The organism is Pseudomonas sp. A6, from assembly GCF_052367875.1.
Taxonomy (GTDB): Bacteria; Pseudomonadota; Gammaproteobacteria; order Pseudomonadales; family Pseudomonadaceae; genus Pseudomonas; species Pseudomonas citronellolis.
In genome coordinates, this window is the sequence record NZ_CP198970.1 from 3,446,228 (window position 1) to 3,471,850 (window position 25,623).

Below are 25,623 nucleotides of genomic sequence, written 5' to 3' on the forward strand. Positions count from 1 at the left end.
CGCTCATTTCCAGGTAGGCCAGGAAAACTTCGCATTCTATCTGTGCGGTGACGAGCCGTACCGTCAGGCCCCGCGCATCTGCTGCAACCTGATATGCCGCCGCGCGCTGCGCGCCAGGCGGATGCCGAGCAGGATCGCCGCGCAGGTCAGGCCGACGATCAGGCCTTCCCACAGCCCGCGCGGGCCGGTGGGCTGTTGCAGCCAGTCGGCGAGGCCGAGGCTGTAGCCCACCGGCAGGCCGATGCCCCAGTAGGCGAACAGGGTGATGAGCATGACCGCGCGGGTGTCCTGGTAGCCACGCAGGGCGCCGGCGGCGGTGACCTGCAGGCCGTCGGAGAACTGGAACAGCGCCGAGTACACCAGCAGCGCGGCGGCCAGCGTCAGCACCTCGGGGTCGCGGGTGTAGAGCGCGGCGATGTGCTCGCGGAACACCAGCATGGCGCTGGCCGAGATGGCCGCCCAGGCCAGCGCCGTGGCCATCCCGGTGCCGGCGGAGAAGCGTGCGTCGCGCGGGCGGCTGGCGCCCAGGGCCTGGCCGACGCGCACGGTCACCGCCATGGCCAGGGCGTAGGGGATCATGAAGGCCAGGGCGCTGATGTTCAGGGCGATCTGGTGCCCGGCCACGACCTTCTCGCCCAGCTCACCGATCAGCAGGGCGATCACCGAGAAAATGCTCGACTCGGCGAAGATGGCGATGCCGATGGGCAGGCCGACGCTGACCAGGCCGCCGATCACCTTGCGGTCGGGCCGCTCCCAGCGGGCGAACAGGGCGCTGGGCCGGTACACCCGGGCGCTTTTCACCCACACCAGCATGCCCAGCAGCATGAACCACATCACCGTGCCGGTGGCCCAGCCGCAGCCGGCGCCGCCCAGGGCCGGGACGCCCAGGTGGCCGTAGATCAGCACGTAGTTGAGGGGGATGTTCAGCAGCAATCCGCAGATGCCCAGCACCATGCTCGGCCGGGTGCGCCCCAGGCCATCGCTGAAGCAGCGCAGCACGTGGTACAGGGCCACCGCCGGCAGGCCGCAGGCGATGCCGCGCAGGTAGAAGCGGCTGGGCTCGATCAGCGCCTCCTCGACCTTCATCGCCCGCAGGATGGGCTCGGAAAGGAACCACAGCGCGGCCGCCGCCAGCGGCCCCACCAGCAGCGCCAGCCATAGCGCCTGGCGCACCAGCGGGCCGGTGCCGGGCTGGTCGCCGGCGCCGAAGCGCTGGGCGACCTTGGCGGTGGTGGCCAGCAGGGTGCCGGTCATCAGCAGGAACACCGGGATCCAGATGGAGTTGCCCAGGGCCACCGCGGCCAGGTCGCGGGGGCCGACGCGGCCGGCCATGACGGCATCGACGAAGCCCATGGCGGTGGTGGCCAGTTGGGCGATCATGATGGGCGCGGCGAGGGTGAGCAGCTCCCTGAGTTCGGTGGCGAGGCGCCGTCCGCGCGAGACGGGCTGGGCAATGGCAGTCACGGCTGTCCTTGGCTGAGCTTACGTGGGGAAGCCGGCCAGTCTATCGCCTGACGGTAGGGTCAGGAAAGCGCCACGCACGCGGGCCGCGACCCCCGGCCATGGCGCTGGTAAAGTGACGGGAATCATCCGTAGGAGCTTTCCTCATGCGCATCCTTGCCGACGAGAACATTCCCCTGGCCGAGGCCTTCTTCGGCGCCCAGGGCGAGATCCGCCGCGTCCCCGGGCGCGCCATCGACCGCGCGACACTGGGCGACGCCGAGGTGCTGCTGGTGCGCTCGGTGACCCAGGTCGACCGCGAGCTGCTGCAGGGCAGCGCGGTGCGCTTCGTCGGCACTTGCACCATCGGCACCGACCACCTGGACCTGGGCTACTTCGCCGAGGCCGGCATCGCCTGGTCCAGCGCGCCGGGCTGCAACGCCCGCGGCGTGGTGGACTGGGTGCTGGGCAGCCTGCTGGCGCTGGCCGAGGCCCACGGCGCGGACCTGGGCAAGCGCCGCTACGGCGTGGTCGGCGCCGGCCAGGTCGGCGGGCGCCTGGTGGACGTGCTGCGCGGCCTGGGCTGGGACGTGCGGGTGTGCGACCCGCCGCGGCAGGCCGCCGAGGGCGGCGACTTCGTCAGCCTGGAAGAGATCGTCCACGAATGCGACGTGATCAGCCTGCACACGCCGCTGACCAGCATGGGCGCGCACATGACGCGCCACCTGATCGACGCCGAGCGCCTGGCCCACCTGCGCCCCGGCGCCTGGCTGCTCAACGCCAGCCGCGGCGCGGTGGTGGACAACCTGGCGCTGCGCCAGCGCCTGGAGAGCGGCGCTGACCTGGACGTGGCGCTGGACGTATGGGAAGGCGAGCCCCAGGCCGACCCCGAACTGACACAGCTATGCCGCATCGCCACCCCGCACATCGCCGGCTACAGCCTGGACGGCAAGCTGCGCGGCACGGCGCAGATCTACGAGGCCTTCTGCGCCTGGCGCGGCATCGAGCCCAGCGTGCAGCTGGACGACCTGCTGCCGGCGCAATGGCTGATGGAACTGAGCCTGGGCGAGGACTGCGCGCCGGACTGGGCGCTGGGCCTGCTGTGCCGCGCGGTGTACGACCCGCGCGGCGACGACGCGGCCTTCCGCCGTAGCCTGGTGGGCGGCGCCGAGGCGCGCCGCGAAGCCTTCGACGCGCTGCGCAAGCACTACCCGCCGCGCCGCGAGATCACCGGCCTGTGGGTGGACATCCAGGGTGAGGCGCCGGTGCTGGAACGCCTGGTCCAGGCGCTGGGCGCCAACCGCGTCGGCGAGTAGACGGGGGAAAGGGCCCGCCAGGGCGGCGGGCCGGAGGGGTCAGCGCGCGCGCTTCTGCACGCAGCTGCCTTCCAGTTCGCGGCAGGCGCGCTGGATCATGTCTTCGGTAATGGGTATCTCGCGGCCCTGGGCGTCGATGATCGAGCCGCCCACCGGCTGGTCCGGGGCGGGACGCGGGGGTTCGCGGCGCGGGGCGTTGTCATGGGTGGGGTGCGAGCTCATGGCCAAACTCCTCATCGAAAGCTGCTGCAGTCTAGGCAGAATCACATGAAGTCCCGGTGACAGCGCGCGCCGGGCGAAACGACCGCCATGGCCGCGGGCGCGAGCCGGGCGGCGGGGCGGTGAATGCTTGTTATGAGCCGGTCCCTCCCGGACCTGGTATCCGTGGGAAAGTCCTTTGAGGTTGAGTATGGACGGATTTCACCTGGGCCTGATCGTCAATCCGCTGGCCGGTATCGGTGGCACTGCCGCGCTCAAGGGCAGCGACGGCGTCGCTGAGCAGGCCCTGGCGCTGGGGGCCGCGCCGCGCGCGGCCGAGCGCACCCGGCAGGCGCTGGAGGCGCTGCTGCCGTTGCGTGAGCGCCTGCGCTTCCTCACCTTCCCGGGGCCGATGGGCGGCGACCTGCTGGCCGAGATGGGCTTCCGTTTCGAGGTGATCGGCGAACTGGCAGGCGAGCGCACCAGCGCCGAGGACACCCGCCGCGCCGTGACCCTGCTGCAGGACGCCGGGGTGGCGCTGATCCTCTTCGCAGGCGGCGACGGCACCGCTCGCGACGTCGCCGCAGTGGCGCGCGAGGGCCAGCCGGTGCTGGGCATCCCGGCCGGGGTGAAGATCCATTCCGGGGTCTACGCGGTCAGCCCGCGGGCGGCCGGCGAGCTGGCCCGGCGCCTGGTGGAAGGCGGCCTGGTGCGCCTGGCCCAGGGCGAAGTGCGCGACCTAGACGAGGCGGCGCTGCGCGAGGGCCGGGTGGCGGCGCGCTGGTACGCCGAGCTGACGGTGCCGGAGGAAGGCCGCTTCATGCAGCACGTGAAGCAGGCCGGGGTGGAGACCGAGGAGCTGGTACTGGCCGACATCGCCGACTGGCTGCGCGACACCTGGGAAGACGGCGTGCGCTACGTCTTCGGCCCCGGCTCGACGCTGCACGGCCTGGCCCGCGAACTGGGCCTGGAGACCACGCTGCTGGGCGTGGACGTGATCGAGAACGGCGAGGTGATCGCCCGCGACGTCACCGAGCAGCAGCTGTTCGAGCTGGTGGACGACTACCCCAGCTGGCTGCTGGTGACGGTGATCGGCGGCCAGGGCCACGTGATCGGCCGCGGCAACCAGCAGATCAGCCCGCGGGTGCTGCGCGCCATCGGCCTGGAGCGCCTGCGGGTGGTGGCCACCAAGCGCAAGCTCGGCACCCTGGAAGGCCGGCCGCTGCTGGTGGACAGCGGCGACCCGCAGCTGGACGCGAGTTTCCCCGACGCGCTGCGGGTCTGGGCCGGCTACAAGGAAGAGCTGCTCTACCCGCTGGCCGAGGCGCTGTAGCCGCCCAGGCCGAGGAAGCGCGCCAGCGGGGCGACGCGTGACAGCAGGCAGCGCTCCAGCAGCCAGACCAGCAGCAGCGAGGCGCCCAGCAGCGGCAGGTACAGCCCCAGCAGCACCAGCACGGCGAGGGCCAGCGCTGGGTAGCGCGCACCCGCCAGGGCCGCCGGCGCGCCCAGCACGCCCTGCGGGCGGCGCCGCCACCACAGCACCAGGGCGCTGAGCGCCAGGCAGATCAAGCCCAGGGTGGTGAACAGCCCGAGCGCCTGGTTGGCCACGCCGAACAGCTGGCCCTCGTGGGCCGCCACGCCATAGCCGATGACGCGGTCGAGCAGCGGCCGCTGGGCGAAATCCACGCGCTTGAGCACTGCGCCGGTCTGCGCGTCGAGCACCAGGTTGACGCGTTGCGGGCGGTTGGCCGCGTCCGAACGCGCGGTCCACTGCGGGGCCATGGCCGAAGGTGGAGCCAGCAGAACGGGGGAGGGCAGGTCCAGCGCCTGCACGGTCGGCAGCATTCGGTCCAGCGCGGCGTAGTCCGGCGTCGGCGGCGGCATGTCGGGCATGGCGTGGTGCATGCCCGGCATGTTGGCGTGCTCGTCCGCCGGGGCGGCGTTCTGCGCGCGGCGCTGGGCCATCTCCTCGGCGCGGCCGGTGGTCCAGTCCTGTTGCACCGTCTGCTTCGCCGCCCACTGGCGGACCTCCTTGAGCGCGCCGCCCCAGAAGGTCGCCCAGGGGAGGCCGCTGAGGATCAGCAGCAGGGCGAACAGCGACACCCAGAATCCGGTCACTCCGTGCAGGTCGCGCCAGAACAGCCGGCCGCGCTGGCCCAGGCGCGGGTAGAGCACCCCGCCCAGGCGCGTGCCGCGCGGCCACCAGAGGTACAGGCCGGTCACCAGCAACAGCACCGTCCAGCAGGCCGCCAGTTCCACCAGGTAGGAGCCGGTGCTGCCCATCAGCAGCTCGCCGTGCAGGTGGAACAGCTGGCGGCTGAAGCGCTGGTCCTCGACGACCTGGTGCAGCACTCGGGCGTCGGTCGGATCGACGTAGACGCGCTGCAGGTCCTCGCCGTTGCCGACCAGGACCTGTGCGGCGTCGCGCGGGCCATCCGGCAACTGGTAGGCATTCAGCCGCGCGCCGGGCACCGCGGCCAGGGCTGCGCGCACCTGTTCGCTGACCGGCAGCCGCGCGGCGGCCGCGTCCACCTGGTTGTAGGGGCTGTCGAGCAGGGCGTCGATCTGCGGGCGGAACAGGTAGATGGAGCCGGTGAGCGACAGGGCGAGGATGAACGGGATGCAGAACAGCCCGGCGTAGAAGTGCCAGCGCCAGATCAGGCGGTACAGCGCGGCGCGGTTGGCTGGTGTCATGGCGGGCCTCAGTAGTCGTAGCTCAGGCCGAGGAAGGCCGTGCGCTGCGGGTAGGGGTGGCTGACGTAGTATTTCTCGTTGCCCAGGTTGTCGATCCCGGCCGAGGCGGTCAGGTGCTCGTCGATGCGGTAGCTGGCCTTGACGTCGAACACGCTGTAGCGGCTGATGCCGCCGTAGGTGTCGTGGTTGTCGTCGGTGTTCAGCAGGGTGCCGTAGGAGGCGCTGGCGTAGCGGTAGCCCAGGGCGTAGGTCAGGCGCGCATCCTGGTGGTAGACCGCGGACAGGCGCGCCCGCCAGCGCGGGATGCGCGGGTAGTCGTTGCCTTCGGCGGCCGGGGTCAGGGCGTCTTCGAGGATTTGCGCTTGGGTCCAGGTCAGGCTGGCGGACAGGTCCAGGCCGGGCAGGCCGACGTCCTGCGCATCCAGCGCGCTCTCGATGCCGCGCAGGCGGGCGCGGTCGATGTTGTCGATGCGGGTGAGGTTGGGGCTGACGCTGGTGTCTGTCTGCGAGAACAGCGCGTCGTGGCGTTCCTCCTGGAACAGCGAGACGCGCAGCAGGTAGCGGTCCCAGCCGTACTGGGTGGTCCAGTCGAAGGAGCGCACGTCCTCGGGCTTGAGGTCCGGGTTGTTCTGCACCAGCTGGGTGCCGCTGCTGATCTGCTGGAACAGCTCGCCCACGGTCGGGTAGCGCACCGCGCGGCCGTAGGAGAAGCGCGTCTGCAGGGCGTCGGTGATGTCGAAGGTCAGCGCCGCCTTGGGCGAGATGTCGTTGCGCTGCTGGTCGTCGTAGTGGACCTGCTGCGGGGTGGTGGTGGCGTCGCGGTTGAAGCCGTCGAAGGCTTCCCAGTGTTCGGCGCGGGCGCCCAGGGTCAGGGTCCAGCGCGGGGCGAACCGCCAGGCGTCCTGCAGGTACAGCGCCTGGGTGCGCGTCTCGCCGCCGGAGGCCGCGACCTTGGCGCCGTTGCCGGCGGACTTCCAGTCGTCCAGCTGGTAGGTGCGCTGCTTCAGCAGGTAGTCGTCGATGTGGTAGCCGAAGGTGACCTCGTGGCTGTCGGGGCGCCAGATGCCGCGCAACTCGCCGGTCTGCCAGCCGGTGCCGTCCTGCACCTGGCGGGTGCCGGCCTGGCTCTGGCCGTAGCTGGAGGCGGTGCGGGTGGAGGAGTCGAGGTAGCGGTAGTCGCTGGCCGAGGCCTGCCAGTCGAAGAGGCCGCCGCTGTGGCTGGCGAACGACAGGCCGTTGAGCAGGTGCAGCTCGTCGGTGCGGCTGGGGTTGAGGCCGGAGACCTTGTACGAATGCCCGTCGATGTTGACCGTGCCGTTGTACAGGGTGCGCCCGCTGGCGTCCTTCAGGTAGCTGTCGACGCCGGTGTGGGAGTCGTTGGACCACAGGCCCAGGGTGTAGACCGCGGTGATGTCGTCGTTCAGGTCCCAGCCCAGCTTGAGCTTGCCCTGGTCCTGCAGGCTGTGGTCGATGGAGTAGCCGCCGAACACCAGGCGCTGCTTGCCGTTCTGGTCGTTGTCCGCGTGGGCTCCGCTGGCCGTGGGCGCGCCGGCCACCGGCGCCTTGCTCGACAGGCCGGCGGTGGCGTAGCTCATCGGCTGTCCCTGGCTGTCCAGGTGGTCGTAGGACACCCACACCGACAGCGGCCCGCGGCGGTCGCCGGCGGCCAGGCTGATATTGCCGGTGGCGTAGTCGTCGTGGCTGCCGTAGAGGTCGAAGTCCTGCCGCGAGCCGGTGACCGAGGCGTGGAATTCCGGGCGCGTGGGCATGCGCGTCTCCAGTGTCACCACGCCGCCCAGGGAGTTGCCCGGGTAGAGCGCGCTGAACGGGCCGTAGAGCACGTCGACGCGGGAAATCTCGGCGGGCGTCACCAGGCCCCAGCGCGGCGGGAAGGCGTAGCTGTTGCCGAGCAGGTTGGAGAGCAGCAGGTCGTCGGCGTAGACCAGCGACTGCGCGCTGGAAATGGTGCCGGTGGTGCGGGTGGCGAGAATGCCGTTGCGGTCGCCGATGAAGCGCTCGCGCACCTCGATGCTGGGCAGGTACTTCAGGGCCTGGGCGGAAGTGACCAGGTTGGTGCTCTCGCGCAGTTGCTCGGCCGTGCGGCTCTCGACCACGGCGGGGGCGCTGGCCAGGGCCGCGGGCAATGGCTGCTGGCCTTCGGCGCTGACCACCACATCGGCCAGGCGGGCAGGGGCGTCGCCATCGGCGGCGGTTTCGGCGTGGGCCGGCAGCAGCAGGCTGCCGGCCAGGCCGCAGAGCAGGGTGCGGGCGGCCGGGGGCTTCAGTGCGTAGGCAACGCACCGGCGCAGGGATGTGGACATCCGGATGATCCTTGTTCAGGACGACGGGAGCGCGGCCGGGCATGCGCGCAGGGGCACGCACGCCGGGGGCGCGGGTTCGGGGTGTCGTGGAACGGGATCAGGCCAGGGGCGGGCCGCGCGGACGGACGTCCAGCAGGTGCAGGAAGGGCGGGAGGGGCAGCGCCGGCGGCGGCGCCTGGGCATTGACCGGCCCCAGCGCCGGGGCCATGGCGATGGCCCAGAGCAGCGCCGGGCTGTCGTGCAGCAGGGTGCAGTAGCCGCAGGCCGGGTCGAGGCTGTTGTGGACCATGCCGCCATGGTCGCCGGCCGGGGCCTGCTGCATGGCCCCGTGGTCCATGGGCATCTGCCCCATGTCATGGGCGGAACACCAGGCGCCCTGGGGCGGCGGGGAATGCTCGACGGCCTCGAGGGTGCGCGAGAAAGTCGGGGCGAACAGCAGCAGCCCGAGGGCCATGACGGCCAGCCAGGTGGCGAGGCGGTACTGTGCTGAATGACGGCGCAAGTGTCGTCCCGATCGGTGGGGCCGGGGGTTGGGGGCGTTATGCTGCCATGCCGGGGGTTGCGGCTTCAATGTGGGCGGTGTCTGAGAGTGAGGGGGCTGTCCGCAGTGGCTGGACATTCTGCCGTTCGCGTGGGCTCCGGCTTCACGCTCACGAGGTATCCGGCTGACTGCGTGGCTGTTCGTTCTGCCCAACGGTCCCCTCTCCCGCTTGCGGGGGAGGGTTAGGGAGGGGGAGCGGAGTCAGGGTTGGCAGAGGTGCGTGGGCGAAGTCCGTTGCCCTCACCCCAGCCCTCTCCCGGAGGGAGAGGGGGCCGTTCGGAGTGAGTAGTGAGTTCGGAGTTATCCTGAGCGTGTAGGGCGTATAACCGTTCGCGGTTATACGCCGTTGGCCGGTGCGCTGATGCTTTCATGGAACTGTAGGAGCGAGCTTGCTCGCGAACGGGGTTTGTCGGGGACTGCGGCGTTGGGGTTGAGAGCGCCCTCTCCCCAACCCTCTCCCTGAAGGGAGAGGGGGCTGTCCTGAGTGAAGGGAGAATCCTGAGTCATCCTGATACTCCTCACTATCCTCGTCATTCCCGCGAACGCGGGAACCCAGTGACTGCCGGGTTCGCGAGCAAGCTCGCTCCTACGAAAAGCAAAAGCGCGCTCGCTCTTGCTCTGGCTTTTGGATTTCCAGAGAAATATCCGCGAACTCCGGAACGCCCCTTCAGAAGGCCGAGCGAAACCGGCGCTCAGGAGGTCATGCGACATGGATGTCGCGAGAGCCCCGCGGGCTACAGGGACGTACCCTCGGGGCGGGCCTCCGTGGCGGGGGAATTCGCGAGGGTAGCCCGGCTTTATCGGGCCCGTATGTTGGGGCAAGCCTTTTTGGTTCCTTTTGTGGCGTTTGACAAAAGGGACTCGCCCGAGGGGGCGAAACAAGAAACATCCGAGCACGCCGAAGCGGCGCAAACACACCCAAACAAGAAGTCTCTGGGTTCCCGCGTTCGCGGGAATGACGAGCTGGAGTGGAAACCAAGGTCCGAAAACGAAACCACACAACCCCTCAGGCCGACGAACAGCCAACCGAATCCACACAGCCTCCCTTGCGCAGTCCAGCGATACTGTCATGCTGTCATCACCGGTTTCGGCGGCCCCGGCCGCCGGGCCTTTCGGGGAAGCGAACACAATGACGGCGCCACGCCCGCCTTGTCGCCGGGCGGGCAGCGGCGCCTACCAGGATGGGCTATGCGTGGCATCGGCAGTTGGCTGTTGGCGGTGATTCTGGCGGGGCTGACGGCCCAGGCCCCGGCTCAGGACGAGCGGACCCTGCACGTGCTCGCCTGGCCCGGCTATGCCGACGCCGACGTGGTGAAGGCCTTCGAGCAGCGCGAAGGGGCAAAGGTGACGGTGACCTTCGTGGACTCCGACGAGGCCCTGTGGGACCGCCTGCACGCCCAGGGCGGGAGGCTGTTCGACGTGGTCGCCGCCAATACCGCGGAAATCCAGCGCTACCAGCGCGCCGGGCTGCTGCAGCCGCTGGACCTGGCGGCCATTCCCAACACCCGCCGGCAGCAGCCGCGCTTCCGCGACCTGGCCGGCATCGGCGGGCTGGTCGCCGACGGCCAGGTCTATGCCATCCCCTATACCTATGCCGCCATCGGGCTGATCTACGACCGCCGCCAGGTGCCGCAGCCGCCGCGCAGCATGGCCGAGCTGTGGAACCCGCGCTACCAGGGCAAGGTGCTGGCCTTCAACAGCGCCCAGCACAACTTTTCGTTCACCGCGCTGAGCCTGGGCATGCCCGACCCCTTCCACCTCGACGCCCGGCAGACGCAGCGTGTGACCCAGCGCCTGGTGGCGCTGCGGCGCAACCTGCTGGCCTACTACAGCCTGCCCGAGGAGGCCACCGAGCTGTTCGTGCGCCACCGAGCGGCGCTGATGTTCGCCAACTACGGCGCCCAGCAGTTGACGCAGCTGCGCCAGGCCGGCGCCGACGTCGGCTACGCCATCCCCGAGGAGGGCGCGCTGGCCTGGCTGGATTGCTGGGCGGTGACCCGTGCCGCCGGCGACCGGGCCCTGGCCCAGGCCTGGATCGACTACATGCTGGAACCCTCGGTCAGCGACCTGCTGACCCGCCGCCAGGGCCTGGACAACACCCTGAACGCCTCGGCCGCGCCGGACACCGGGGCCCGCCTGTACTGGCTGCAGCCGGTGGAGGACGTGGGCCGCCGCGAGGCGCTGTGGAGCCGCATCGTCTCCGGCGACCGGGCGGAGCGCTTCTGATGCGCCTGGGAATCACCGCCAAGCTCAGCATCCTCCTGGCCTGCATCGGCATCCTGTCCTCCGGCGTCACCGGCTACTACGCCTACACCGCCAACCGCCAGTTGCTGGCCAACGAGGCAGAGCGCAACCTGCTGACCTCCACCCAGTTGCTGGCCCAGCGCTTCACCTCGCTGCTGGACGACATCGGCGCCGACGCCCTGACCCTGGCCAACATGCCCTCGGCGCCCAAGGTGCTCGCGCCGCCCGATGGCGTGCTGGACGCGGTGGCGCAGGAACGCCTGGCCGGCGTGTTCGCCACCTTCATGCGCCTGCACCCGCAGTATTCCCAGGTGCGCCTGATCGGCCGCCGCGAGTACGGCCTGGAAGTGCTGCGCTACGACCGCGACGGCCCACGGGTGCTGCGCGTGGACGGCGAGCAGTTGCAGGAAAAGGGGCACTTCCCCTACGTCTTCGAAAGCCTGGCGCTGGCGCCGGGGCAACTGTTCGTCTCGCCGATCACGGTCAACCACGAGCAGGGCGCCCATGCCGCCGACGGCGCGCCGACGTTGCGCGTGGCCACCCCGGTGCCCGGCGGCGGGGGCGCCAATGAAGGCGTGGTGGTGATCAACGTCGACCTGAAGAAATTCCTCGCCCAACTGGTGGCCGACCTGCCGCAGGGCCTGGAGCTGTACCTGACCAACGAGTGGGGCGACTTCCTGGTGCACCCGGATCCGGCCATGACCTTCGGCTTCGACAAGGGCCGGCGCATCCTGGTGCAGGACAGCTTCGCCGAGACCCGCGGGCTGTTCGAGGGCGCCGGCAACGTGCTGGTCAACGACCTGCAGGGCGCGCAGCGCGAGCAGGGGCGGATCATGGCCTTCGTGCGCAAGCCCTTCGGCCTGCCCGGCCAGGGGCATTTCGTGGTGCTCGGCCTGGCCCGGCCGCTGGACGAGGTGCTGGCCAGCGGCCGGCCGCTGGGCCTGAGCATCATCCAGATGGTGCTGGTGTTCAGCCTGCTGGCCATCGCCCTGGCGGTGCTCTTCGCCCGCGCGCTGACGCGCCCGCTGCAGATGCTGATCCACGCCGCGGTGCGCTTCCAGGCCGAGCACAGCCTGGCGGCCGAGCTGCCGTTGCAGCGCCAGGACGAGATCGGCCTGCTGGCGCGCGGCTTCGACCAGCTGCGCAAGGAGCTCAAGGCGCGCATCGAGGCGATGAGCCGCAGCCAGCAGGAGCTGCAGCACCTGGCCAACCACGATTCGCTGACCGGCCTGCCCAACCGCATGCAGTTCTTCGGGCAACTGGAACAGGCCATCGCCCGGGTGGCCGCCAGCCACGAGCAACTGGCGCTGCTGTTCATCGACCTGGACCACTTCAAGCGCATCAACGACGAGATGGGCCACGCCGCCGGCGACGAGGTGCTGACCATCATCGCCCGCCGCCTGCGCCACGCGGTGCGCGACCAGGATCAGGTGGCGCGCCTGGGCGGCGATGAATTCGTGGTGTTGCTGCATGGGCCGGGCATCGCCGGCACCGCTTCGGCCGTGGCGCGCAAGATCCTCGCCGCCCTCGGCGAGAAGCTGCTGCTGCAGGGCGCGGTGGTGCAGGTGGGGGCGAGCATCGGCATCGCCCTGTACCCCGAGGATGGCAGCAGCGCCGAGGAGCTGCTGCTGTGCGCCGACGATGCCATGTACCGGGCCAAGATCGAGGGCCGGCGCAGCTTCGCCTGCCAGCAGGGCGGCGGCCTGGAGATCGACCGGCGCCCGGAGGGCTAGCTAGGCGTCCGCGGGTTTCTGCTGGGCGTAGGCGCGGGCCTTTTCTTCCATCAGCCGCAGCACCCGGGTGGCGGTCTCGACGTCTTCCCGGGGGATGCTGCCGAGCACTTCGGCGCGCAAGGCGTTGAGGGCTTTCTCCAGGCGCTCGGCCAATTCCCGTCCCGCATCCTGCAAATGGATGGCGCGTAACCGCCGGTTGCCCGGCACCATGTGCCGTTCCAGCAGGCCGGCGGCTTCTGCCTGGTCGAGCGTGCGCACCAGCGCCGCCGGGTGCACGCCGATGCAGTCGGCCAGCACGTTCTGCAGCACCCCGTCGCCCATGCGCGAGACCAGCAGCACCGGCGTGGCCACCGCCAGCGACAGGCCGCTCTCGGCCAGCACCAGGCTGGCGGCCTGCTGCCAGGCGCGGCGCGCCGGTTGCAGCGAGCCGGTGAGGGCGAACAGGTGATCCTGGGGCGGGCTGGGCATGGGGCGGTCCATTGCGGGTGGATTTCGCGCCGATGATACGGACCCGGGCGGCGAGTACCAAACCCGCCTCGGCTTATCTGTGCAAAGTCAATGATTGCATTGACAGCAATTCGTCGCCGGTTCCAGAATTCGCCCAGGCCGGCGGCAGCACCGGCACCTCACGACCCACCCCAGGTTCGCCTTCCATGAGCACCGAATTCCGCCCGCCGAGCCTCGCCCTCACTACCCTCGGCCTGGCCCTGGCCATCTTCATGCAGGTGCTCGACACCACCATCGCCAACGTGGCGCTGCCGACCATCGCCGGCAACCTGGGGGTGAGCGCCAACCAGGGCACCTGGGTGATCACCTCGTTCGCCGTCAGCCAGGCCATCTCCCTGCCGCTGACCGGCTTCCTCTCCCGGCGCTTCGGCGAGGTGCCGCTGTTCATCGGCTGCTCGCTGCTGTTCGTGGTCGCCTCCTTCCTCTGCGGCGTGTCCCAGGACATGGGCATGCTCATCCTGTTCCGCGCGCTGCAGGGCGCCGTGGCCGGGCCCATGTACCCGATCACCCAGAGCCTGATGATCAGCATCTACCCGCCGCACAAGCGCGGCACCGCCCTGGCGCTGCTGTCCATGGTGGCGGTGGTGGCGCCCATCACCGGGCCGATCCTCGGCGGCTGGATCACCGACAACTATTCCTGGCCGTGGATCTTCTTCATCAACCTGCCCATCGGCGCCTTCGCCGTGTTCGTGGTCAGCCGGCAGATGCGCGGCCGCCCCGAGCGCCTGCAGCGCACCCGCATCGACTACGTCGGCCTGGCGACCCTGGTGGTCGGCGTCGGCGCGTTGCAGATCCTGCTGGACAAGGGCAACGACGAGGACTGGTTTTCCTCGCCCTTCATCATCGCCTGCGCGGTGGTGGCGGCCATCGCCCTGGCGGCCTTCCTCATCTGGGAACTGACCGAGGACGAGCCGGTGGTGGACCTGCGGCTGTTCCGCCACCACAACTTCCGCTACGGCACCCTGGCGCTGGTGCTGTCGTTCTCGGCCTACTTCGCCATCAACCTGCTGCTGCCCCAGTGGCTGCAGCGCAACCTCGGCTACACCGCCACCTGGGCGGGCCTGGCGGCGGCGCCGCTGGGCATCGCGCCCTTGCTGCTGAGCCTGCTGGTGGGGCGCTACGCGGCCAACTTCGACCTGCGCCTGGTAGCCTCGGTGGCCTTCGTTGCCATGGGCGCCACCTGCTTCCTGCGCTCGGACTTCACCCTGGACATCGACTTCCGCCACGTCGCCCTGATGCAGGCGCTGATGGGCGTGGGCGTGGCGCTGTTCTTCATGCCCACCACGGTGATCCTGCTGTCGGACCTGGAGGCCCACGAGATCGCCGCCGGCTCCGGGTTGTCGACCTTCCTGCGGACCCTCGCCGGCAGCTTCTCGGCCTCGCTCACCACCTTCCTCTGGGACCGCCGCGCGGTGTTGCACCACGCCCAGCTCAGCGAGAGCATCACCACGTTCGACAGCGGCACGCGCAACAGCCTGGAGCTGCTTGGCCAGGGCGACTCGCACCTGGGCGCCAGCCTGCTGAACCAGATGATCACCCAGCAGGCCTACCAGATCAGCTTCAACGAGCTGTTCCACGCCCTGGGCTGGATCTTCCTGATACTGATGAGCGTGATCTGGCTGACGCGCCCGCCGTTCAGCGGCAAGGCGCGGGTGGCGGTGGCGGACCACTAGGGCCGCCGTTCCCGCGCGGGGCACGGCGGGTCATTCAGTCTCCGGACTTGGGCGGCGTTCAACCGGTCGCCGTGGGCCTCCAGGGTGGCCAGCGCCGCTTCCAGGCGCGCCACCGGCCAGCCCAGCTCGCGGTCGGCGAAGGCGATTTCCGCCTCGGCCACCTGGCAGCGCGCGCGGGCCACGGCTTCCCGCGGGCCGAAGGCGCGGGCGGCGGCGCGCAGCAGTTCGCGGGCGCGGGCCAGGTCGCCCAGGGCCAGGGCGCGGGCGGCGGCGTTGATCAGGGCATCCATCGGTCGGCTCCCGGGGTTCCCGCCAGTCTAGTCAGCGCACCGCTTGTGGGCATTCACACTGCGGCCGGGGAGCGGCGGCTTGCCCGCGAACGGTACGCGACGAACGGCGCCAGCCCCGGCAGACCGGGCGTCGTGGCGGCGCGGGCGGCAGCCGGGCAGGGCGCCAAGGCATGGACCTTGCTGAACTTGCCGGGCCCCCGGAAGGTCCGTCCCAGGGCGGAAGATGCAGCCGGCGCGCTGGCCGCCCGGTGGATTTTCCCGTGTTAGTCTTTTGGATTCTCATTCGCTTCGTCGTCCGCAGCGGCTCTTCGCGGGCGGCCCGAAACGTGGAGATCGGCCCATGTCCCGCCCGATCGATTCAGGTCTGGCCGACGCGGCCATTGCTGCTTGCGGTGATGCCTCGGCCAGGGCCCTGCTCGATGACTGGTTGAGCGAGCGCGACGCACCCTGCGCGCTCTTTCTCGATGTCGACGGTACCCTCCTGGATATCGTCGAGACCCCCGACGCGGTGCGCGTTCCCGACGACCTGCGCGCCGCCCTGCAAAGCCTGCACCGCCAACTGGACGGCGCCCTGGCGCTGGTCAGCGGACGCCCGCTGGCGCAGCTCGACGACCTGTTCGCCCCCCTGCGCCTGCCGGCCAGCGGTGGCCACGGCGCGCAATGGCGCCTGGCTGGCGGGCAGCCCATGCAACAGTTGCCGGCGGCCCATCTTGGCGCGCCGCAACGCGAGCAACTGCTGGCCCTGGCCCGGCGCCATCCCGGCGTGCTGGCCGAGGACAAGGGCAGCAGCCTGGCCCTGCATTACCGCGCCGCGCCCGAGGCCGGCCCGTTCCTGGCGGCGGCCCTGGAGCGCCTGCTGCGCGGCCCCGAGGGCGCCGGGCTGCGGCTGCTGCCGGGGAAGATGGTGTTCGAGGTGCTGGCCCACACCAGCGACAAGGCCCAGGCCATCCGCCGCTTCCTCGGCGAGCCGCCCTTCGCCGGGCGCCGGCCGCTGTTCATCGGCGACGACCACACCGACGAGCCGGCCCTGGCGCTGATGCCGCAGTTGCACGGCCTGGGCCTTTCGGTCGGGCGCCTGGCGCCCGGCGCGCGGGCCGCCTTCGACCATCCGCGCGCGGTGCGCGAGACACTCATTCAGGCCACGAGGAGGACACAGGCATGAGCAAGCACAACGGCGCGCTGGACCTGGGGCTGATCGGCAACTGCCGCGTCGCCGCCCTGGTGAACCGGCAGGCGCGCCTGGTGTGGTGGTGCTACCCGAACTTCGACGGCGACCCGGCCTTCTCCCGGCTGCTGGCCGGCGACGAGGAAAAGGGCTTCTGCGACGTGCTGCTCGACGGCATGGTCAGCAGCCACTCGGAATACCAGCCCAACACCGCGATCATCCGCACCACCCTCACCGACGCCGCGGGCAACGCCGTGCGCATCACCGACTTCGCCCCGCGCTTCCTGCAGTACGGCCGCTACTTCCGCCCGGCGCAGCTGTGCCGGCTGGTGGAGCCGGTGCAGGGGCTGCCGCGGGTGACCCTGCGCATGCGCCCGACGCACCACTACGGCAAGCCGTGCGAGGCGGTGGCCGGCTCCAGCCACATCCGCTACCTGGGCGGCGACCAGGCGCTGCGCTTGACCACCGATGCGCCGCTGTCCTACGTCATGCAGGAAACGCCCTTCGCCCTCAAGCACCCGGTGAGCCTGGTGATGGGCGTCGACGAACCGCTGGACGAATCCCCCGAGCAGGTGGTCCGCAGCTTCCTCGAACGCACCCGCGCCGGCTGGTACGAGTGGGTGCGCTCGCTGGCCATCCCCTTCGAATGGCAGGACGTGGTGATCCGCGCGGCCATCACCCTGAAGCTGTGCAGCTTCGAGGAGACCGGGGCGATCATCGCCGCGGTGACCACCTCGGTGCCCGAGGCGCCGGGCACCCAGCGCAACTGGGATTACCGCTACTGCTGGCTGCGCGACGCCTACTTCGTGGTGCTGGCGCTGAACCGCCTGGGCGCCACCAAGACCATGGAACGCTACGTCGACTTCATCACCACGGTGGCGGTGGAGGGCGCCGAGCTGCGCCCGCTGTACGGCGTGGTCCCGGCCATGGACCTGACCGAGCGCATCGAGCCGGACCTGGCCGGCTTCCTCGGCCACGCCCCGGTGCGCGTCGGCAACCAGGCGGTGGAGCAGGTGCAGCACGACGTGTTCGGCTCGGTGGTGCTGGCGGTGCTGCAGAGCTTCGTTGACCAGCGCCTGCCGCATCCCGGCGACGAAGGCATGCTGCGCCTGCTGGAAAGCCTGGCCGAGCGCGCCGCGCGCAACGCCTTCGTGCCCGACGCGGGCATCTGGGAATACCGCGGCCGGCAACGCGTGCACACCCACTCGGCGATGCTCTGCTGGGCCGCCTGCGACCGCGTGGCGCGCATCGCCGCGCGCCTGGGCCACGGCGAGTCGGCGGCGCGCTGGCGCAAGGAGGCCATGCGCATCCGCGAGGGCATCCTGCGCGAGGCCTGGAGCGAGCGGCGGCAGTCCTTCACCGGCAGCTTCGGCGTCGACGACCTCGACGCCAGCGTGCTGCTGATGCACGAGCTGGGGCTGATCGAGGCCGACGACCCGCGCTTCGTCGCCACCGTCGACTGCATCGGCCGCGAGCTGAACGTCAACGGCCACCTGCTGCGCTACGCCGCCGCCGACGACTTCGGGGTGCCGGAGACCGCCTTCCTGGTGGTCAAGTTCTGGTACCTGGACGCCCTGGCCGCCATCGGCCGCCGCGACCAGGCCCGCGAGCTGTACGCCGAGCTGCTGGCCGCGCGCAACAGCTTCGGCCTACTGTCCGAGGACCTGCATCCGCACACTGGCGAGATGTGGGGCAACATTCCGCAGACCTACTCCATGGCCGGCTTGATCAACACCGCCATGCGTCTGTCCATGAGCTGGGAGGAGGGCCTATGTCGCGGCTTGTAGTGATTTCCAACCGGGTGGGCATGCCCGATGCCGAGGGCCGGCCCGCGCCGGGCGGCCTGGCCGTGGCGGTGGCGGCCACCCTGCGCGAGCGCGAGGGCCTGTGGTTCGGCTGGAGCGGCCAGGTGGCGGAGGTGCCGGCCGAGCCGACCACCCTGCAGAACGACAACATCACCTACATGGTCACCGACCTGCCGCCGCAGGACTTCCAGGAGTACTACAACGGCTTCGCCAACCGCGTGCTCTGGCCGATCCTGCACTACCGGGTGGACCTGGCCGAGTTCACCGAGGCCGACTTCGGCGGCTACCTGCGCGTCAACGAATTCTTCGCCGAGCGCCTGAGCCCGCTGCTGCAGCCGGACGACGTGCTGTGGGTCCACGACTACCACCTGATCCCCCTGGCCGTGGCGCTGCGCGAACGCGGCCACCGCAACCGCATCGGCTTCTTCCTGCACATCCCCATGCCGCCGCCGGACCTGCTCACCGCGCTGCCGCACCACGAGGAGCTGGTGCGCGCGCTCACCGAATACAACCTGATCGGCTTCCAGACCGAGAACGACGCCGACAACTTCGCCCGCTACCTGACCCGCGTGGTGGGCGCAGCCACCCCCGATTCGCGGCGCTTCAGCCTGGGCCACCAGCACTTCCGCGTCGGCGTGTTCCCGGTGGGGGTGGACGTCGAGGGCTTCCGCCACCTGGCCGAGGAGGCCGAACACGGCCCGCTGGCCGCCAAGCTGGAGGAGAGCCTGGTGGGCCGGGCGCTGATGGTCGGGGTGGACCGCCTGGACTACTCCAAGGGCATCACCAACCGCCTGGACGCCTACGAGCGCTTCCTGGAGAAATACCCCGAGCGGCAAGGCAAGGTGACCTGCCTGCAGATCGCCCCCGGCAGCCGCCAGGAGATTCCCGAGTACGCCGAGATCGACGCCGCGGTGAGCGCCCGCGTGGGGCACATCAACGGCCGTTTCGCCGCGGTCTCCTGGGTGCCGCTGCGCTTCGTCAGCCGCAACCTGGGCCGCGAGGACATCGCCCTGGTCATGCGCCGCGCGCGCATCGGCCTGGTCACGCCGCTGCGCGACGGCATGAACCTGGTGGCCAAGGAGTTCGTCGCAGCGCAGGACCCGGCCGACCCCGGCGTGCTGATCCTCTCGCAGTTCGCCGGCGCCGCCGCCGAGCTGGGCGCCGCGCTCATCGTCAACCCCCATGACCGCGACGCCCTGGCCGACACCATCGAGCGCGCCCTGGAGATGCCGCTGGAAGAACGCCAGGCGCGCCACCAGGAGATGTACTCGGTGCTGGAGGCCAACCACATCCGCTACTGGGGACACGGCTTCATCGAGGCCCTGACGCGCCCTGGCGTGCCGCTGAACTGGCTGTCCAGCCGCGGGGCCAACCGCTGAGCCGGCCGGGCCCGCTCACCGCCCCCGCGGCAGGCGCAGGCACGCCCGCAGGCCGCCTTGCGCGCGGTTGGCCAGGCTTGCGCTGCCGCCCAGGCGCTGCATGATCATGGCGACGATGGACAGCCCCAGCCCCGCGCCGCCTTCGTTGCCTTCGCTGTAGAAGCGCTGGAAGGCGCGCTCCAGGTGCGCTTCGGCGATGCCCGGGCCCTGGTCCTCGACGGCCAGCTCGAAATGCGCGCCATCGGTGCGCAGGCCGATGCGGACCAGTCCGCCGGGCGGGGAGAAGTTCACCGCGTTGGTCACCAGGTTCTGCAGGGCGATGCCGATGGCGCCGGCGTCGCTGTCCAGGCGGTAGTCGCCGGGTTCGATCTCCAGCACCGGCTCCAGGCCCTGGCGCAGTATCCAGGGGGTGAGTTCGGCGAGGGTGTCGGTGACCACCGCGGCCAGGTCCAGCGGGGCGAACTGGCGCTGCGCCAGCTGCGGCTCGACGCGGGCCAGGGTGAGCAACTGGTTGACCACCCGGCTCAGGCGGTCGACGCCGCCGATGAGGAAGTCCAGGGCCTCGCGGCGTTCCGTCTCGTTGCGCGCCTGCAGGGCGTTCTGCGCGTGCAGGCGGAGCACCGCCAGGGGCGTGCGCATCTCGTGGGCGGCGTCGGCGATGAAGCGGTGTTCGCGGCGCAGCAGCGCCTCCAGCTGGCCGAGCAGGCGGTTGAGCGCGGCCTGCATGGGTTCCAGTTCCCTGGGCAGCGGCACCAGTTGCAGCGGCTCCAGGGAGTCGGCGTGGCGGGCGCGGATCACCTTCGCCATGTTCTGCAGCGGCTGCAGGCCCCAGCCGATGGCCAGCCACACCAGCAGCACCAGGGCCAGGCTGCCGAGCATGAAGGGCAGCAGGGTGTGGCGGACGATGCGCCCCACCAGGTCCTCGCGCACGTCGTCGCGCTCGCCCACCCAGATCAGCAGCTTCTGCGCCGGCACCGGCAGCAGGAAGCCGCGCCAGTGCCGGCCTTCCACCTCGTAGTTGGCGAACCCCGGCGTGCGCAGCGGCGCGCTGAAGGTGGGCGCGCTGGGCGTGTGCACCAGGATCTGGCCATCCTCGCGCCACACCTGGAAGGCCAGCTTGTTCTCGTAGGGATGGCCGACGCGGTGCCGGCCGACCTGGCTCAGCGCCTCGTCGAAGGCGGCGTAGAGGTTGCGCCGCCCGGCCTCGTCCAGCGGCATGCTCATCACCCCCTGCAGCAGGCGGGCGTTCTGCGCCAGGTGGGCGTCGTAGACCTCGGCGATCTCGTGGCTGCTGTCGTGGTAGTTGTACAGCGCCAGCAGCCCGGTGCCGAGCAGCAGCAGGGCCGTCACCCGCAGCAGGGTGCGCCGGCGCAGCGAACTCATGCCTGGCCTTCCACCAGGTAGCCGATGCCGCGCACGGTGCGGATGAGGTCGCCGGAGAGCTTCTTGCGCAGGTGGTAGATGTGCACCTCCAGGGTGTTGCTCTCGGCTTCCTCGTCCCAGCCGTAGAGCAGCTGCGTCAGGCGCTCGCGGGTGAAGACCTTGCCCGGCTGCGCCAGCAGCTCGTGCAGCAGCAGGTATTCCTTGGGCGTCAGCAGCACCGGCTGGCCCTGGTAGCTGACCTGCTGGGTGGCCGGGTCGAGGCTCACCCCGGCATGTTCGATCAGCACCCGGGCGCGCCCGGCGCTGCGCCGCAGCAGGGCGCGCAGGCGGGCCTTGAGCTCGTCCAGGTCGAAGGGCTTGACCAGGTAGTCGTCGGCGCCGGCGTCCAGCCCGGCGATGCGGTCCTCGGTGGCGTCGCGCGCGGTGAGGATCAGCACCGGCAGGTTGGCGCCGCCGGCGCGCAGGCGCTTGAGTACTTCCACGCCATCCAGGCGCGGCAGGCCGAGGTCGAGCACCGCCAGGTCGAATGCCTCGTGCTGCAAGGCGTGCAGCGCGCTGGCGCCGTCCTTGAGCCAATCGATGGTGTAGCCCTCCTGGCGCAACCCCGTGCGCACGCCTTCGCCCAGGGCGCTGTCGTCCTCTACCAGCAATAGCCGCATGCTCAGTCCTGCTTGTCCTTGATCGCCTTGAGTAAAGCATCGATTTCGCCGCGGCGGCCCTGGTCGGCCAGCTCGCGCCCCGGCCGCGGCGGGGCCTGCAGGGCCTTCTGCAGGGCGCTGCGGGCCTCTTCGTAGCGGCCCTCGCGGTACAGATGGTCGCCCCAGAAGTACAGGCTGTCGATGCCCGTGGGGTTGATCTGCAGCGCCTTGCGCAGCATGGCCTCGGCCTTGTCGGCGTCGCCGAAACCGATCGGCCAGCCCGGCACGCGGTCGTAGAGGGCGCCCAGGCTGGTATAGGCCGAGCCTTGCAGCGCGCCGGGGTCGAGCTGCAGGGCCTTCTCCAGGCTGGCGCGGGCGCTCTTCACCTTGCCCAGGGCGCCGAGGCCGCCGACCGCGCCGGCCCAGCTGCTGGTGATGATGCCGTTCCAGATCCAGGCTTCGGCGGCGCCGGGCTGCTCGCGGGTGAAGGCTTCGCTGTCGCCGGCGAGCTTCTCGAAGGCCGCGGCGCGCTGGGCCTCCGGCAACTGGTACTGGATCTGCGCCCAGCGTTGCTGGAGGGCGGCCAGGCGCTGCGTGCCGGCGGGGTCGAGGGCCCAGGCGAAGGGAGCGATGGCCAGCAGGAAGATGAGGATCAGGCGCTTCATTCCAGGGGCTCCCGGGTGTTGGCGTCGCTGTAGCGACGGATCAGTGGCAGTTGCTTGCGCAGGGCGCGGTCGACCAGGCCGGGGAGCATGCTGTTGAGGCGCACGAAAAGCTTCTCCGGCCAGCCCAGGTACAGCTCGCTGCGGTTCTTCTGCACGGCGTCGAGCACCGCCCGGGCGACGTCGCGCGGGTCGTCCATGCCCACCTTCAGGGCCAGGTTCAGCGCCGTGGCGGCGGCCGAGTTCATGTTGGTGCGGGTTGCCCGCGGAGCGACGTAGAGCACGTCCACCGGGGTGTCGGCCAGTTCCCGGCGCAGGGCTTCGGAGAAGCCGCGCAGGGCGAACTTGCTGGCGCAGTAGGCGGCATAGCCGGGGTAGCCGATGGAGCCGTAGGTGGAGCCGACGTTCACCACCAGGGCGTGGGGCTGCTCGCGCAGCAGCGGCAGCATCACCCGCGTCAGCTGCAGGGTGGCGGTGATGTTCAACGCCAGCAGGTCGTCCAGGGCCTGTTCGTCCAACTGGTCGAGCAGGGCGAAGCGATTCACCCCGGCGGCGTTGATCAGCAGGTTGGCGCCGCCCATCTGCCACGCCGCCTCGACCACCGCCTGGCGGCCTCCGGCCGTGCGCAGGTCGGCGCACGCCCAGAGCAGCTGCTGCGGGTAGCGCCGCCGCAGCTCGGCCAACGGGCCCGGATGACGGCTGACCGCCAGCACCCGGGCCCCGGCGGCGCACAGCTGTTCGGCCAGTTGCAGGCCGATGCCGCCGCTGGCGCCGGTGAGCACCGCGCGGCAGTCAGGCAGGCGCATGCTGCACCTCACCCAGGCCGGCCCGGGCCCGCGGCAGGCCGCGGAACATGTCGGCGTACAGCTGGTACACCACCCTGGCGGCGTGGACCACCGCCTGCTGGTCGGCGGCATCGTCCAGGCGGTTCATCAGCGTGCGGTAGGTGGCCATGTGGTCCTGGTCCAGGGCGCCGTGGGAGCTCAGATAGCCGAAGGCGCCCGGCGGCAGGCCGAGGCCCTGCTGGATGCTGCCGGCGGCCTGGGTGGCCAGGGCGATGCTGGTGCCCTCCAGCACGTTGACCATGCCGAACAGGCCCACCGGGTTGTCGCGGGCGATCAGGTCGTAGAGGAAGGCCACCATCAGCTCGATGGGCAGCGCCGGGCGGCTGTTGCGCACCTGCTCGGGATCGCCGCCGCAGGCGGCGATGTCGTCGAGGATCCACTGCTCGTGGCCGTACTCTTCCTCGATGTAGTCGCACACCGCCTTGCGCAGCCACTCCAGGCGCGGGGGCAGGCGGGCGCCGCAGGCCATCATCAGCGGCACGGTATGGCGCACGTGGTGGTAGGCCTGGGTGAGGAAGGCGACGTAGCCCTCCAGGCTGACGACGCCGTCCAGGGCGTCGCGGATCACCGGTACGCCGAACAGCGCCTGGCGCTCCTGGGCGGTGGCCGATTGCAGGGTGTCGAAGAATGCCATGGTGTTGAACCTCATTCGGTCACGAGGGAAAAGAGTTCGTTGCGGTAGCGTTCGAGGATGGCCGCGCGACGTGGCCGGCCGTTGGCGGTGAGGGTGCCCTCGGCGGCGCTGAAGGGCCGCGGCAGGCGGCGCCAGGCGTGCACTCGGGCGTAGTCGGGGAGGGCAGCGTTGCAGCGCTGCACCGCCTGCTCCAGGTCGCCGTCGCTGGCCTGCGGGTCCAGCGGCCAGAGCAGCGCCAGGTTCTGGTGCAGACCCTCGCCATGGACGAAGGCCTGGAGGATGGCGCCGCCCTGGCTCAGCTCGGCCTCGATCCATTCCGGGTTGACGTTGCGCCCGAAGCTGGTGATGAACTGGTTCTTCTTGCGCCCGGCCAGGTACAGGTAGCCCTCGGCGTCGAAACGGCCGAGATCGCCGGTGGGCCACCACTGCCCGGTGCAGGGCGGCTCGCCCAGGTAGCCGAGCAGGGTGGCGCCGCGCACCAGCACCTCGCCGTCCTCGGCCAGGCGTATCTCGACGTGCGGCAGCGGCCGGCCGACGCTGCCCGGGCGCTGCTCACCGGGGCGGTTGAGGCAGACCACCGAGGCGCATTCGGACAGCCCATAGCCCTCGTACACCGGCAGGCCGACGGCGGCGGCGCGCTGCAGCAGGCTGGCCGATACCGGCGCGCCGCCCACCGCGACGAAGCGCAGCGGGCCGACGCGCATCAGCCCGCGCTCGATGGCGCTGACCAGGCCGAGCAGCAGTTGCGGCACCAGGATCAGGCTCTGCGCGCCGCTGAGCGCCACGCAGCCGAGCAGGCGCTGCCAGTCGACCCCGCTGGCGCCGCTGATGCCCAGCTGCGCCTGCGGCAGCAGGGTGATGCTGGCGCCGGCCAGCAGCGCGGCATACAGGCCGAGGTTCTCCAGCAACACTGCCAGCGGCAGCACCGCCAGGTAGCTGGCGGGCTCGGCCGGGCGGCTGGCCCGCTCCAGCTCGTTGGCCACCTGCAACAGCGCCGCGGCGGACAGGCACACGCCCTTGGGCGCGCCGGTGCTGCCGGAGGTATAGGTGAGCTTGGCGGTACCCGGCGGCATGCCGGCATCCACCACCGACGGGCGCCACCAGAACGGCTCGCCGGGGCTGAAGCCCAGTTCGCGCAATTCGTCGTGCAGCTCGGCCGGGGCCAGCACCAGCGTGGCCTGGCTCTGCATCAGGCAATGGGCGCGCTGGGCCGGGCTGAAGAACGGCGGCAGGAGCACGCAGGGGCGCTCGCCGAACAGCGCCGCCAGGTCCCAGAACAGCGCTTCGGGGCCGTTGTCCAGGGCGAAGGCGACGACGCCCGGCGGCTGTTGGCGCAGCAACGCCTCGCGGGCCTGCACCTGCTCCAGCAGCTGGGCATGGCTATAGCGTTCGCTGGCGTCGCGCAGGGCGATAGGCTCGCCCGGAAGCCGCGCGTGTTCCTCCAGGCGCTGGCGGAAGGCTTGCAGTTCAGGCTGCATGGCCGGCCTCCGTCAGCAGCAGGGGAAAGCCCAGGCGCTCGAACACCCGGTTGCGCTCCAGCTGCGCATGGCCGTAGCGGATGTCGCCGGCGAACACCTGCGGATGCTGCTCGTAGTAGCTGCCCCAACTGGCGCCTTCGCCGTTCAGCCGGGCGGGGTCGGCGCGGCCCAGCACGCTCGGTTCCAGCCCCAGGCGGTGGAAGCTGTTGACCAGGCTGGCGGCGCCGGTGAAGGCCACCCAGTTCAGCTCGCGGGCGGCCAGCAGCCAGGTCACCGCCACGATGATCAGCCGCGCGCTGCCGGCGCTGAGCGCGGACAGGTTGCCCACCTCCACCAGCTCGTCGCGCCCGACGATGCGCCCGGCCAGGCGCGACACCGGCGCTTCCAGCGGTTCGTCCAGGTAGCCTTCGAGAAACAGCGGCCCGCCGGCGGCCAGGCGGATGCCCACCGCGGCGCTGAGCCGGCCCTGGCTGTCGTACAGGCCGAGCAGGTCGGGCAGGAAGTGCTGCACGTCGGCATGGTGCATGCGCTCGAAGCGCTCGTGGATGAACGCCTCCAGCGCCTCGCGGCCGGGTTCGCCCGCGCGGCGCAGGACCAGGCTGGCCATGCGCTCGGCGTGGGTGCCGAAGCGCAATGGAAAAAGGGCGTTCCATTGTGTCTGTGTCATGTCGTTCCCC

Annotated in this window: 21 protein-coding genes and 1 pseudogene; 8 read left to right on the plus strand and 14 right to left on the minus strand. The window is 70.9% G+C overall.

Features of this window, described 5'->3' with window-relative positions:
* Positions 1 to 63: 63 nt before the first annotated feature.
* Positions 64 to 1,464: an MATE family efflux transporter gene (locus ACTWJ5_RS15520; protein WP_444439384.1), complete on the minus strand. Its 1,401-nt coding sequence runs from the start codon at positions 1,462 to 1,464 to the stop codon at positions 64 to 66.
* A gap of 143 nt (positions 1,465 to 1,607) precedes the next feature.
* Between ACTWJ5_RS15520 and pdxB the strand changes: the two genes are divergently transcribed.
* Positions 1,608 to 2,756 (plus strand): 4-phosphoerythronate dehydrogenase PdxB, encoded by a 1,149-nt coding sequence (gene pdxB / locus ACTWJ5_RS15525; RefSeq protein ID WP_444439386.1) that lies wholly within the window; start codon positions 1,608 to 1,610, stop codon positions 2,754 to 2,756.
* A 39-nt stretch (positions 2,757 to 2,795) separates the two neighbouring features.
* Here the strand turns inward: pdxB and ACTWJ5_RS15530 are convergent, their stop codons facing one another.
* Positions 2,796 to 2,978, minus strand: a complete 183-nt coding sequence (locus ACTWJ5_RS15530; RefSeq protein ID WP_009620307.1) for a PA1571 family protein — start codon at positions 2,976 to 2,978, stop codon at positions 2,796 to 2,798.
* 187 nt (positions 2,979 to 3,165) lie between these two features.
* On the opposite strand from ACTWJ5_RS15530, the gene ACTWJ5_RS15535 reads away from it, so the two are divergent.
* Positions 3,166 to 4,287, plus strand: a complete 1,122-nt coding sequence (locus tag ACTWJ5_RS15535; protein ID WP_249919991.1) for an ATP-NAD kinase family protein — start codon at positions 3,166 to 3,168, stop codon at positions 4,285 to 4,287.
* Here ACTWJ5_RS15535 and ACTWJ5_RS15540 read toward each other — a convergent pair.
* The 3 genes from ACTWJ5_RS15540 to ACTWJ5_RS15550 all read right to left on the minus strand — a co-directional run bounded on the left by ACTWJ5_RS15540 (position 4,263) and on the right by ACTWJ5_RS15550 (position 8,471).
* Positions 4,263 to 5,648, minus strand: a complete 1,386-nt coding sequence (locus ACTWJ5_RS15540; protein WP_444439389.1) for a PepSY-associated TM helix domain-containing protein — start codon at positions 5,646 to 5,648, stop codon at positions 4,263 to 4,265. The two genes, ACTWJ5_RS15535 and ACTWJ5_RS15540, sit on opposite strands and share 25 nt — an antisense overlap.
* 8 nt (positions 5,649 to 5,656) lie before the next feature.
* Positions 5,657 to 7,969: a TonB-dependent receptor gene (locus tag ACTWJ5_RS15545; protein WP_444439390.1), complete on the minus strand. Its 2,313-nt coding sequence runs from the start codon at positions 7,967 to 7,969 to the stop codon at positions 5,657 to 5,659.
* Positions 7,970 to 8,066: 97 nt separating this feature from the next.
* Complete coding sequence (locus tag ACTWJ5_RS15550) at positions 8,067 to 8,471, minus strand: DUF2946 domain-containing protein (RefSeq protein ID WP_157763280.1); 405 nt, start codon at positions 8,469 to 8,471, stop codon at positions 8,067 to 8,069.
* A gap of 1,227 nt (positions 8,472 to 9,698) precedes the next feature.
* On the opposite strand from ACTWJ5_RS15550, the gene ACTWJ5_RS15555 reads away from it, so the two are divergent.
* Entirely contained in the window at positions 9,699 to 10,736 is a 1,038-nt protein-coding gene (locus ACTWJ5_RS15555) for an extracellular solute-binding protein (RefSeq protein WP_301502838.1), read from the plus strand.
* Positions 10,736 to 12,487 (plus strand): GGDEF domain-containing protein, encoded by a 1,752-nt coding sequence (locus ACTWJ5_RS15560; protein ID WP_074982379.1) that lies wholly within the window; start codon positions 10,736 to 10,738, stop codon positions 12,485 to 12,487. Before ACTWJ5_RS15555 ends, ACTWJ5_RS15560 begins: the two co-directional genes overlap by 1 nt.
* Here the strand turns inward: ACTWJ5_RS15560 and ACTWJ5_RS15565 are convergent, their stop codons facing one another.
* Entirely contained in the window at positions 12,488 to 12,955 is a 468-nt protein-coding gene (locus tag ACTWJ5_RS15565; protein ID WP_116424399.1) for a MarR family winged helix-turn-helix transcriptional regulator, read from the minus strand. It abuts the gene before it with no gap.
* A gap of 185 nt (positions 12,956 to 13,140) precedes the next feature.
* On the opposite strand from ACTWJ5_RS15565, the gene ACTWJ5_RS15570 reads away from it, so the two are divergent.
* Complete coding sequence (locus ACTWJ5_RS15570) at positions 13,141 to 14,667, plus strand: DHA2 family efflux MFS transporter permease subunit (protein ID WP_444439393.1); 1,527 nt, start codon at positions 13,141 to 13,143, stop codon at positions 14,665 to 14,667.
* 35 nt (positions 14,668 to 14,702) lie between these two features.
* On the opposite strand, the pseudogene ACTWJ5_RS15575 reads toward ACTWJ5_RS15570, so the two are convergent.
* Positions 14,703 to 14,957: pseudogene (locus ACTWJ5_RS15575) on the minus strand (helix-turn-helix domain-containing protein); the annotation flags it as partial.
* Between the two features lie 340 nt (positions 14,958 to 15,297).
* Here ACTWJ5_RS15575 and otsB point away from each other — a divergent pair.
* The 3 genes from otsB to ACTWJ5_RS15590 are packed head-to-tail and all read left to right on the plus strand — an operon-like array spanning position 15,298 to position 19,306.
* The gene (gene otsB, locus ACTWJ5_RS15580; RefSeq protein WP_249919995.1) at positions 15,298 to 16,119 is read left to right on the plus strand and encodes a trehalose-phosphatase; all 822 of its coding nucleotides are present in this window, start codon (positions 15,298 to 15,300) and stop codon (positions 16,117 to 16,119) included.
* Positions 16,116 to 17,909, plus strand: a complete 1,794-nt coding sequence (locus ACTWJ5_RS15585; RefSeq protein ID WP_256515175.1) for a glycoside hydrolase family 15 protein — start codon at positions 16,116 to 16,118, stop codon at positions 17,907 to 17,909. The genes otsB and ACTWJ5_RS15585 overlap by 4 nt, the downstream gene beginning before the upstream one ends.
* On the plus strand, positions 17,894 to 19,306 hold the full coding sequence (locus ACTWJ5_RS15590; RefSeq protein WP_074982369.1) for an alpha,alpha-trehalose-phosphate synthase (UDP-forming): 1,413 nt from the start codon (positions 17,894 to 17,896) through the stop codon (positions 19,304 to 19,306). The genes ACTWJ5_RS15585 and ACTWJ5_RS15590 overlap by 16 nt, the downstream gene beginning before the upstream one ends.
* Positions 19,307 to 19,321: 15 nt before the next feature.
* Here ACTWJ5_RS15590 and ACTWJ5_RS15595 read toward each other — a convergent pair whose 3' ends face one another.
* The 7 genes from ACTWJ5_RS15595 to ACTWJ5_RS15625 are packed head-to-tail and all read right to left on the minus strand — an operon-like array spanning position 19,322 to position 25,613.
* Complete coding sequence (locus ACTWJ5_RS15595) at positions 19,322 to 20,689, minus strand: sensor histidine kinase (RefSeq protein ID WP_064583330.1); 1,368 nt, start codon at positions 20,687 to 20,689, stop codon at positions 19,322 to 19,324.
* Positions 20,686 to 21,348: a response regulator gene (locus ACTWJ5_RS15600; RefSeq protein ID WP_116424401.1), complete on the minus strand. Its 663-nt coding sequence runs from the start codon at positions 21,346 to 21,348 to the stop codon at positions 20,686 to 20,688. Before ACTWJ5_RS15600 ends, ACTWJ5_RS15595 begins: the two co-directional genes overlap by 4 nt.
* 2 nt (positions 21,349 to 21,350) lie before the next feature.
* Positions 21,351 to 21,992: a tetratricopeptide repeat protein gene (locus ACTWJ5_RS15605; protein WP_116424402.1), complete on the minus strand. Its 642-nt coding sequence runs from the start codon at positions 21,990 to 21,992 to the stop codon at positions 21,351 to 21,353.
* A complete protein-coding gene (locus ACTWJ5_RS15610) occupies positions 21,989 to 22,795 on the minus strand; it encodes an SDR family oxidoreductase (RefSeq protein WP_444439397.1) in 807 nt (268 codons plus the stop codon). The genes ACTWJ5_RS15605 and ACTWJ5_RS15610 overlap by 4 nt, the downstream gene beginning before the upstream one ends.
* Positions 22,782 to 23,468, minus strand: coding sequence for a TenA family transcriptional regulator (locus ACTWJ5_RS15615; protein WP_069866763.1), 687 nt, complete (start codon positions 23,466 to 23,468; stop codon positions 22,782 to 22,784). Before ACTWJ5_RS15615 ends, ACTWJ5_RS15610 begins: the two co-directional genes overlap by 14 nt.
* Before the next feature lie 11 nt (positions 23,469 to 23,479).
* Positions 23,480 to 24,946: an AMP-binding protein gene (locus tag ACTWJ5_RS15620; RefSeq protein WP_444439399.1), complete on the minus strand. Its 1,467-nt coding sequence runs from the start codon at positions 24,944 to 24,946 to the stop codon at positions 23,480 to 23,482.
* Positions 24,936 to 25,613 (minus strand): thermostable hemolysin, encoded by a 678-nt coding sequence (locus tag ACTWJ5_RS15625; RefSeq protein ID WP_253391178.1) that lies wholly within the window; start codon positions 25,611 to 25,613, stop codon positions 24,936 to 24,938. The genes ACTWJ5_RS15620 and ACTWJ5_RS15625 overlap by 11 nt, the downstream gene beginning before the upstream one ends.
* Positions 25,614 to 25,623 lie beyond the last annotated feature (10 nt).

Coding starts and splice junctions, on each gene's coding strand:
- ACTWJ5_RS15545 (WP_444439390.1), bottom strand. CDS start 7,969: ATGTCCACATCCCTGCGCCGGTGCGTTGCCTACGCACTGAAGCCCCCG.
- ACTWJ5_RS15600 (WP_116424401.1), bottom strand. CDS start 21,348: ATGCGGCTATTGCTGGTAGAGGACGACAGCGCCCTGGGCGAAGGCGTG.
- ACTWJ5_RS15535 (WP_249919991.1), top strand. CDS start 3,166: ATGGACGGATTTCACCTGGGCCTGATCGTCAATCCGCTGGCCGGTATC.
- ACTWJ5_RS15590 (WP_074982369.1), top strand. CDS start 17,894: ATGTCGCGGCTTGTAGTGATTTCCAACCGGGTGGGCATGCCCGATGCC.
- ACTWJ5_RS15615 (WP_069866763.1), bottom strand. CDS start 23,468: ATGGCATTCTTCGACACCCTGCAATCGGCCACCGCCCAGGAGCGCCAG.
- ACTWJ5_RS15565 (WP_116424399.1), bottom strand. CDS start 12,955: ATGCCCAGCCCGCCCCAGGATCACCTGTTCGCCCTCACCGGCTCGCTG.
- pdxB (WP_444439386.1), top strand. CDS start 1,608: ATGCGCATCCTTGCCGACGAGAACATTCCCCTGGCCGAGGCCTTCTTC.
- ACTWJ5_RS15595 (WP_064583330.1), bottom strand. CDS start 20,689: ATGAGTTCGCTGCGCCGGCGCACCCTGCTGCGGGTGACGGCCCTGCTG.
- ACTWJ5_RS15530 (WP_009620307.1), bottom strand. CDS start 2,978: ATGAGCTCGCACCCCACCCATGACAACGCCCCGCGCCGCGAACCCCCG.
- ACTWJ5_RS15585 (WP_256515175.1), top strand. CDS start 16,116: ATGAGCAAGCACAACGGCGCGCTGGACCTGGGGCTGATCGGCAACTGC.
- ACTWJ5_RS15570 (WP_444439393.1), top strand. CDS start 13,141: ATGAGCACCGAATTCCGCCCGCCGAGCCTCGCCCTCACTACCCTCGGC.
- ACTWJ5_RS15540 (WP_444439389.1), bottom strand. CDS start 5,648: ATGACACCAGCCAACCGCGCCGCGCTGTACCGCCTGATCTGGCGCTGG.
- ACTWJ5_RS15555 (WP_301502838.1), top strand. CDS start 9,699: ATGCGTGGCATCGGCAGTTGGCTGTTGGCGGTGATTCTGGCGGGGCTG.
- otsB (WP_249919995.1), top strand. CDS start 15,298: ATGTCCCGCCCGATCGATTCAGGTCTGGCCGACGCGGCCATTGCTGCT.
- ACTWJ5_RS15605 (WP_116424402.1), bottom strand. CDS start 21,992: ATGAAGCGCCTGATCCTCATCTTCCTGCTGGCCATCGCTCCCTTCGCC.
- ACTWJ5_RS15610 (WP_444439397.1), bottom strand. CDS start 22,795: ATGCGCCTGCCTGACTGCCGCGCGGTGCTCACCGGCGCCAGCGGCGGC.
- ACTWJ5_RS15560 (WP_074982379.1), top strand. CDS start 10,736: ATGCGCCTGGGAATCACCGCCAAGCTCAGCATCCTCCTGGCCTGCATC.
- ACTWJ5_RS15625 (WP_253391178.1), bottom strand. CDS start 25,613: ATGACACAGACACAATGGAACGCCCTTTTTCCATTGCGCTTCGGCACC.
- ACTWJ5_RS15620 (WP_444439399.1), bottom strand. CDS start 24,946: ATGCAGCCTGAACTGCAAGCCTTCCGCCAGCGCCTGGAGGAACACGCG.